At 46.3% G+C, this 9,006-nt stretch carries 6 protein-coding genes; 3 read left to right on the top strand and 3 right to left on the bottom strand.

Annotation, left to right across the window (positions count from 1 at the left end):
• Positions 1–966 (top strand): DALR anticodon-binding domain-containing protein (locus QUB06_RS08420; protein ID WP_333434911.1); only part of this gene is annotated, 966 nt, incomplete at its 5' end.
• A 769-nt stretch (positions 967–1,735) separates the two neighbouring features.
• Positions 1,736–3,268, top strand: coding sequence for an MFS transporter (locus QUB06_RS08415; protein ID WP_333434910.1), 1,533 nt, complete (start codon positions 1,736–1,738; stop codon positions 3,266–3,268).
• Between the two features lie 608 nt (positions 3,269–3,876).
• Here the strand turns inward: QUB06_RS08415 and QUB06_RS08410 are convergent.
• The 3 genes from QUB06_RS08410 to QUB06_RS08400 all read right to left on the bottom strand — a co-directional run bounded on the left by QUB06_RS08410 (position 3,877) and on the right by QUB06_RS08400 (position 7,307).
• Positions 3,877–5,037, bottom strand: coding sequence for a hybrid sensor histidine kinase/response regulator (locus tag QUB06_RS08410; protein WP_333434909.1), 1,161 nt, complete (start codon positions 5,035–5,037; stop codon positions 3,877–3,879).
• On the bottom strand, positions 5,034–5,405 hold the full coding sequence (locus tag QUB06_RS08405) for a response regulator (protein WP_333041151.1): 372 nt from the start codon (positions 5,403–5,405) through the stop codon (positions 5,034–5,036). The genes QUB06_RS08410 and QUB06_RS08405 overlap by 4 nt, the downstream gene beginning before the upstream one ends.
• A gap of 435 nt (positions 5,406–5,840) precedes the next feature.
• Positions 5,841–7,307 (bottom strand): ATPase domain-containing protein, encoded by a 1,467-nt coding sequence (locus tag QUB06_RS08400; protein ID WP_333434908.1) that lies wholly within the window; start codon positions 7,305–7,307, stop codon positions 5,841–5,843.
• A 97-nt stretch (positions 7,308–7,404) separates the two neighbouring features.
• Between QUB06_RS08400 and QUB06_RS08395 the strand changes: the two genes are divergently transcribed.
• The gene (locus tag QUB06_RS08395; RefSeq protein ID WP_333434907.1) at positions 7,405–8,841 is read left to right on the top strand and encodes an FAD-binding oxidoreductase; all 1,437 of its coding nucleotides are present in this window, start codon (positions 7,405–7,407) and stop codon (positions 8,839–8,841) included.
• The last annotated feature ends 165 nt before the right edge of the window (positions 8,842–9,006 follow it).

Below are 9,006 nucleotides of genomic sequence, written 5' to 3'. Positions count from 1 at the left end.
CAAGATGCCCGTTCCACAAGAGATGAATTTTCTTGTGGAACAGGCAAGATGCCTGTTCCTAAACAAGTAATTGAGAATGGTCCAATATTTCCGTTAAATCTCACATCTTGCACCATTCTCAAGAACGGGCAAGATGCCCGTTCCACAAGAGATGAATTTTCTTGTGGAACAGGCAAGATGCCTGTTCCTAAACAAGTAATTGAGAAGGGTGCAATATTTCCGTTAAATCGGAGTAAAGATAGCGCGCGGGTGCTGTACGTGTCTGCGATCGCCCTGAAATTGGCTAAAACTTGGCAGCAGACACCGCAGACAATCGCGGCACAGTTGGCCGAAACACTCCAACCGCTGTGCTACCCGGATTTCGCCGTTAAAGTAGCGCCGGGGGGAATTATTGAGATGGAGTTGACTGATGCAGGTTTAGCCGTCTGGTTGCAGCGTTTAGCTCAAACGAACCTCCCAGTTTCAGAATCTCGAATATTATCTTCTGTTGTGTGTGCCGATCGACTGTTTCCCATTCAGTACAGCCACGCGCGCTGCTGTTCCCTGCTGCGAATGGCCCACCGCGATCGGATAATTGCGATCGCGCAGCCCGATGTCGCTACAGCGCCACAAATTTGGTCGCTGGCGAGTCCAAATCCTATCCCTTGGATTGACGAGGGCGATCGACTGCGGTTAGTGCATCCAGCAGAACGCCGTTTAATATCCCAACTCTTAATAGTGCTAGACAATTTATATCCTACTTTTGATGTAAAGAACCGCGAACAACCTGTCAATTATTTCAAATTAGCCAATAGTTTGAGCGACGCATTTCAGATTTTTTACAGCCAGTGCCGAATTTGGGGAGAAGTTAAAATCGAACAGCCAAAACTCGCCCAAGCTCGATTGGGTTTAATATTAGCCACTCAATCTTTGCTGCGATTTATCCTAGAAAATTTGTTTAACGCCATTGCTCCTTTAGAACTTTGATTTTGTTCTCATTTTTAGCAACCTTTATTCATACTAAGAGGCGGGTTTCCGAAAGTTACCTTGACCGAAAGCGTCCAAAATACAACCCCCCGGATTCATCCGTGTAAAAATAAAAAACCTGTATCCGATGAAACTTGCCCCCCGAATTTATCCGTGGGGTCAATTCTTCAATTCTTTAATCTAAAATCTAAAATCGATTGACTTCTTCCATCTGAAAAGCTCTCTGTTTTATTGGGTTCACCCTGAAGAACCCAGTAACCTACTGTCGCATAGGAAATTTATAAAAACTTAGCTATAGCCTTTCGAGCTCTCATATGAGGTACTCATGGGCATAGGCCTCCGTGGGCATAGGGCATAGGGCATAGGGCATAGGTCTCCGTGGGCATACCTCACTTTTTTGAGAACCGCTATATTTATTGATTAATTATTAATAATGCAATTAATAATCATTAATCTGTAATTTTGGCATTCTTATTTTTTCTAATTTATTTAAGTAATCTTTTTTTTTACTTGTGAGAGCGATAACTTTTAGCTCAATACGGTTCAGTTAAGCTCGCTCCCCCCTACTAGCAATCCTTAAAAATAGGGATATCAGAACTTACTCAAAGTCCTCCTTCTTAAGGGGGATTTAGGGGCATCTCCGAGGAATAAATAGTTGTAACTGAACCGTATAGACTTTTAGCTTGCATCTATGGCTGTGTTCCTTAAAATACTTAATCTTATATTATACAATTAAGCTGCGTAGCAGCTCATCTATTGGCTATCCAGTATGCTCGAAACACAAGAAGAAGATAACACCTTAGTGGGAACGAATCCTCTCCCTCTTCAGGAAATCCAAGAGGATATAGCCTTACCAGAGACGGTACTTCTGACCAATCCGCCTCTAAAACTTTCCAAACCGGAAACTCGGTTAAGCCTCAGATCGCTAACTTTGGAGAGTGTCTTCGCTACGCTTTTTTACAGCATCATCGGCGGCGCGTTGCTCAGTAATTTCTTGCTGGATTTAGGGGCTGGCCCAGTCGAAATTGGTATGCTCGCCTCCATTCCTCAACTGGTAAATCTGCTCCAACCGTTCGGAGCTTATATAGGAGACCGACTGCAGAGCCGCCACTGGTATTCCATCTGGATTTTCGGACTGTCGCGACTGCTGTGGCTGATTATCGTGCCAGCCATTTGGTTGGGAGGCTCATTTCAGCTCGCTGGACATCAGCTAGTGCAGTTGACATTGGCAATCATCTGGGTAACTCAAGTCTTAGAATCTTTAGGTCGTGCTTCCTTCTTGAGCTGGTTGGCGGTTTTAGTACCTCAGCGGTTGCGCGGGCGGTATTTTGGCTTTCGCAATAGTGCTGTCAGCTTGACGAATCTCATTGGTGTGCCGTTGCTGGCTCTAGTGGTATCGAACTGGCCCGGTGGAAGGCTCCAAGGTTACAGTGCCATCTTGGTTGTAGGAATTGTGCTTGGCATCATCAGTCTAGGTTGTCAGTTCTTTATGACCGATGTGAATCCAAAGCTTCTACACGTCACGCATTCACATAGAGGCGAAAAATCATCCATAGGGACAATTTTTAGCTTTCTCAAGGAAGCCAATTTTTTAAAGTTTTTGCTTTACTCTGCTGTATGGAGCTTTGCCGTTAACGTCAGCGCGCCCTTTTTTAACCTCTATCTGCTGGATAACCTAAGTATAGATGTCAGTGTGGTAACGCTCTACAACAGCTTAGGAGCGGGTGCTAACTTACTGATGCTGGTTTTTTGGGGGAAGCTGGCTGACCGGGTTGGGAATCGCCCGATTCTTGTAGTAGTGGGAATTTTGGTGGCTCTGACCCCTCTACTGTGGCTAGAAGGTGGAACGGCTCCAATTTTCCTATGGGTCTGGTTCCCGCTGTTGCACATCATCGGCGGTGCAACGTGGGCGGCGATCGACTTGTGCAGTGGTAATCTGATGATGTCGGTGACACCACTGTTGAATCAGTCGATATACTTTGCGATCGCGGCGGCGGTTCCTGGTGTCACTGGGGCAATGGGAATCACCCTTGGTGGCTTTATCGCCACTTTGACCAATCTGGGTGGCTTGCCAGGGGTGTTTGCCCTCTCAGCCGTCTTACGACTTGCGGCTCTCCTGCCCTTGGTTTTTGTTCGCGAGCAGCGTTCTGTGTCTTTGGGTAAGTTTTGGCTGCTCTTGTTGCCAGCTTGGTGGAGAAAAGTGCCCATTGAACCTGGAGACATCAGGTTTCAACCATTAATAGTTGAACAGTTGGACTCTGGGCCTGAAAGCTCAGGCGATCGATCTTCAACGGTGGATTGATTTTACGGCACAAGAGTATAAGACGCCTGCTGCAACCAACTCTCTAATATCAAATCCGTTAGCATCGGAATAGTAAATCCGAGTTCACTGTTCACTGTTCACGGCGTCAACAGTCAACAGTCAACCGTCAACATCATAAGGAGTGTAACCGGAAATGATATAACTACTCGCTCATTAAAAAGAGTCCGACAATAATTCATAAAATAGTTGATCGACCATTTTTAAAGTGTTAAAATACTCATCAGATCATCTAAGATGTGACGGTTGTTCGGCCCCTTTTTTTCAGAAATATAAAGTCTGGCAATTTGGGATCAGTTTTGTATGGCATCTAATTATTTTTGGGTGCCTTCAACATTTTTTACGATAGCGATCGAGCTTTGACGAACGATCGCCAATTCTCCCGCTCGTCGATCGCTCCTGGAACGACGATGCTCAATTTCATCAGTTGACCAGCGACTGTTAATGGTTCTTCACATTCTGGCGTTGTAAAATAGCGAGAGTTTTATTCAGTTTTTTGAGGATACATCTCAGGGTCACACTACCAGGTATAGCCTCACCCGGTCGTGAAATTCATCGAGGAATATCCCAATATAATGCCTGCATCTAGTTTAAGCCGTTGCAGGCGAGATTTGCTTTTTTCGAGGTTGTGCGATCGGCAGCGTTACTGTAAATGTACTGCCAACGCCTTCTTCACTGATCAAAGTAATTTCGCCACCGTGCAAGTCCACGCATTTTTTAACAATGCTCAGCCCCAGTCCAGTACCGGGAATTCGACCAACATTTTTAGCCCGGTAAAATGAATCAAACAGCCGTCCTTGGTCTGCTACAGGTATGCCAATTCCTGCATCCTGTACAGAAAAGATAGCCTCGGTTGCAGTAACTTTTAATTCAAAGATTACTTCGGTATTTGGGGGAGAATACTTAATAGCATTTGACAGCAAATTGCCCAGAATGCGCCGCAGCAAGCTTACCTCCAAAGACACCATCGCCGATTGACTGTGATTCACAAAAATCAGCGTCACCCGATCATTTTCAGGTTTCAACTTCAGGCTGTTCTGAAATTCCCCTACCAACTCATTACAAAACTTTGCTAAGTCTATCGGTAGCAAGCAAAACCAGGCTTGTCCTGACTCAACACGCCCCAGCAACAGAACATCGTCTAATAACAAATCTATGCCTTTTGCCGCTGCTTGAGTTTTGTCGAGAAGTTCTTGTTTTTTCTCATCTGTTAATGTCAACTTGTACTTGCTAAGAAGTTGTGTAGTGCCGATGATGAAATTCAAAGGATTGCGAACATCGTGGGCAATCATGTACAGCAAAGATGTTTTCATCTCGTTGAGTTCTTGGGCTGTTTGCAGAGTGCGATCGAGTTGGTCGTGAGACAATTTGAGAGTTAAAGACAACTGGCGCGATCGCAGCAAAATCTCCACCCGCGCTTGCAATTCGATCTTCTCGATCGGAGCGATAATCAAATCGTCAATACTTTGCCAAATAAATTGCGTTGCCATCCCTACATCCGATCGGGATGTAATCAAAAGAAAAGGCAAGCATACCGGGTGTTCTGCCTGTTTTTGGGCTGCAACCCACTGCCAATGGCGTTTCAGGGAAATACCGTCAATTATCGCCAGGTCAAAAGATTGATTAAATGGTAAAAAATCCTCACTCTTATCTGTTGAGTTTGGCAGCAATACCTCATAGTAAACTGCTAGCCATTCTAATAACAGCCGGCGGTTTTCTTTCTGTTCGACAAGCAATAAAATTTGACTCACGCAGGTTCTCCTAGCAAGCTGTGCACAATTCCCAGCAAATCTCTAACGATCAAAGGTTTTACCAACATATTCCGAGCACCGTGGCAGAGGCTTTCGTGCTGAATGGCAGCGCTTTGTTTGGGCGAGAGTATCAGAAAAGGGATTTGGTGATTTCGCAGTTGTTCGCAGCACTCCCAAATCCGGCGATCGAAACCAGAAATATCTACTAAAGCCATCCCGATCCTAGCAGGCTGACTGATAGCTTGTGCAACATCTTCAAAGTTATAAGCCGCGATCATCTGGTATCCTTCTTTGTTGAGAAATTGTGCTAATAGTTCCAAGTTGCGCTGATTGCGGTCTACGGCTAAAATTATTGAAGTGCCAGTCATTTATCAGCTTCCTGTGAATACGAGTTATAACCATTTTAGATGTTATATTTTAGATTTTAGAATGGGGAGTGACTAATTATATAGGGGTTGGGAGGTTGTCTAAACTTGGATTCTTTTTTGATATGGTATTAGCTTACTTTTCGGCGAGGGATTACATTGGTTTTCAGTTGAGTGAACTACAGATGATCAGACACAGGACACGCCCTCGTGCCTGTGCCCCTAGTGTATTTCATAGAAGTGAAAACTGCTATAAAAGTCGAAAAATACACAAATTTACCAATATATTTAAGTTTTCCAGGACTTAGGCTAGTGGTGAGGTGCGCGGTGCGCGCACTACAGCTAGTGGTGAGGTGCGCGGTGCGCCCCTACTGATTAGTAGATTCACGACTGCAAAATTAACTGCAATTGCCCCAAAACAGCAGGACAAATCCCGATTCAATCTTCATCTGCTCCCCCCTCATCAATCCACACCGGCGCCGAACTCAAAATGCCGCGCAGCCCCCGTATCGGTTTGCTGACTTTGATGCCGTAGCGAGTAATCTCGAGTTCTCGCAGAGTTCTCTCGAAATTGCTGACTCGTTTTTTAATTACTCCGATCGCCTTGCGGATTTCTGTCCTATTATGCAGTTGGCGTTCCAGATAGCGTATAAACAGAAGATTATCCGCCAAATAGCTAATCCCGATCTCGGTCAGCCGAAAATCTCCGCTAATGGCTTCTACCTCATTAATCAAGATAACGGTGACTCCCATATTCTTCAGATACTTACACAAAGCGTGCAAATTGTTCACCAAATCTTGCCCCTGCATCGAAAGCTGATAGCCAGAAATACTGTCAAGCATCACAATCCGCGTCTTTTGCTGCTCCACCTCCTTGCGAACCATACAGGCAAACTGATCCGGCGAGTACAGCAAAGGTTCCACGGGTATCACCGAAAGACTTCCTTGCCCCATCATCGCCCCAACCGGGATGTTAACTGATTCGCAGCGCTGCAGCAGAGTAGAACTTGACTCCTCAAAAATGTAAACTACAGATCGCTCCCCCCTTCCTGCGGCTTCCTTCATAAACTGAATCCCCACCGTCGTTTTACCCACGCCGCTAGGCCCGCTAATCACCGTCACAGTCCCCCGTTCCACTCCCCCGTGCAGTAGTTCGTCGATTTCTGGAACCCCAGAAGAAATTGCTTCAGCAACAAAATCCTGTTGAAAGTTGTCTGGAAGCAGTCGCGGAAATACCTCCATACCAGCCTGAGTCAGGCGCAGCGAATGGCGGCCGCTGCGGAAGTTGGAGCCTCGCAGTTTGGTGACAGACAGGGCGCGTCCTTCAGGGCGCAGTTCCAAGTAAATTACTCCGTCGCTGATGAACTGCAAATCGTCGTCGGGAGCACTTGATGTGCCTTCGGAGGTAAACACCACCGTCGCCCCCCCTTCCACCAAAAACCGCAGAAAAGACAGAACTTGCTTGCGGAATTGGAACTCATCCGCAGCTAAGTAGCGAAATTGAGTGATTGCGTCCAAAAACACCCGTTGTGGCTTGACAGCTTCGACTCGCTCGATAATCTTTTGTGTAGTCGGTTCTCGCTCCACCTCGGAGGGGGAGAAAATGTCATAAGTCTGAACTTGCGTAAAAAATTCTGAGGATGGGCTCAAATCGAGGAAGGCCATCGCTTCCATATCAAAACCGAGACTTGTGGCATTGGCCCGCAATTGGGCTTCCGGTTCTCCTAAAGTAATAAACAGGGGCGTTTCTCCCAGAGCCACACCTGCTGCCAAAAAGTGAAAGCCCAGTGTCGTCTTGCCAGTACCCGGGCCGCCGCGCACCAGATAAGAGCGTTGAGAAATTAGGCCACCGCCAATCACTTCGTTGAGACCGGTAATTCCCAGAGAAATTCGGTTTTGAGACATTTTTTTGTTCATGTTTTGAATATCGGGCCCGTATTAATATTTAATGGTTTTAGGCACTGTTTTGATAATTTTTTTTACCGGGCGTCTGATAACCTTCATGAAATCTTTTTCTACCGAAAATTACGTAAGCATACAAGAATTAGAAAGTATTGTCGGGACTGCTGGCATCTGTCGCTGGCAAGATACAGAGCAATTTTGGCAAGAACGGGTAGAAAAAGCAGTTGCCCCCGACACGAAAATAGATTGTACCGTTTACCCGAATACTCAGGAAGAACTGGCGGCTGTCATTGCTTGGGCTGGGCAAAATCGCTGTGCAGTCTTGCCTTGTGGTAGCGGCAGCAAACTTGATTGGGGCGGTTTAGTAAAATTAGACTCCGATCCCCCCCAGCCCAGGGCGGGCACGGGGGCACCGCCCCTACAAAGGGGGGAGCAAGATGTTGTCAAAGTGGGTCTTTTTAAGGGGGATTTAAAGGGATATCCTGATGCAGCGGGGATGGTGGCTGTCAGCACTTCGCGCCTCAATCGACTTGTACAACACGCTGTGGGCGATTTAACCGTGACAGCAGAAGCCGGGATGAAGTTGGCGGATTTGCAACAAATTTTAGCTGCAGCAGGTCAATTTTTGCCGATCGATCCAGCATATCCGCAAGAGGCAACTTTGGGCGGCATTGTCGCTACTGCTGATGCGGGTTCCTTGCGGCATCGCTATCGGGGGGTGAGAGATTTGCTATTGGGAATTACCTTTGTGCGATCGGACGGTAAAATTGCGGTAGCCGGGGGTCGAGTTGTTAAAAATGTCGCCGGTTACGACTTGATGAAACTGTTTACTGGTGCTTACGGCACATTGGGCGTCATTTCTCAAGTAACTTTCCGAGTTTATCCGCTGCCTGAATCATCGGGAACCGTAGTGCTGACAGGGGAAACTAATGCTTTAGCTCAAGCAACTCAAATCTTATTGTCTTCTGCTTTGACTCCGACAGCCGTTGATTTGGTGTCACCTGATTTAGTAGCACAATTAGGTTTAGGAAAGGGCAAAGGATTGATAGTAAGATTTCAAAGTATCGCAGAAAGCGTTAAAGAACAATCAGCCCGCTTGCTGGAAGTTGGCGAAAAGTTGGGTTTGCAAGCAAATATCTGTGGCGACAATGATGAGCATCAGTTATGGCAAAGATTGCCAGAAACTATGTGGGATTCTGGCACAAAGTCGGCAATTATTTGCAAAATAGGAATCAGACCGTCGGAAGCTGTAAGGGCCCTTAACGAATTGCCGGTACAGGACGCTTGGATTCATGCAGGCAGCGGTTTGGGGGTTTTGCGGTTTGAGAATGCGACAGCCCAAACGCTGTTGCAGGTACGCAGAGGGTGCGAAGCGAAAGGCGGTTTTCTGACTGTTTTAGCAGCACCGACCGACATCAAGCAACAGTTAGATGTTTGGGGCTATACTGGAAGTGCGATCGATTTAATGCGCCGGATTAAACAGCAGTTTGACCCGGAAAATCTTTTGAGTCCACATCGTTTTATAAGCGGTATTTAGTTTAAAGTTTGTAGCCGGGACTAAAGTCCTTCTTAAATCCCCGTCTAAATCTTTTGTAAACTAGGTTCTTTTTTAACGAACCGCGAAGACGCGAAGAACGCGAAGGAAGAAAAGAGAAGAAGAGAGAAGAGAAGAAAGTGTGTGTGTTCGCTTGATGTCATCCGT

The sequence above is a fragment of the Microcoleus sp. D2_18a_D3 genome (assembly GCF_036702455.1).
Lineage (GTDB): Bacteria > Cyanobacteriota > Cyanobacteriia > Cyanobacteriales > Microcoleaceae > Microcoleus.
This window is presented reverse-complemented; position numbering and strand designations above follow the sequence as displayed.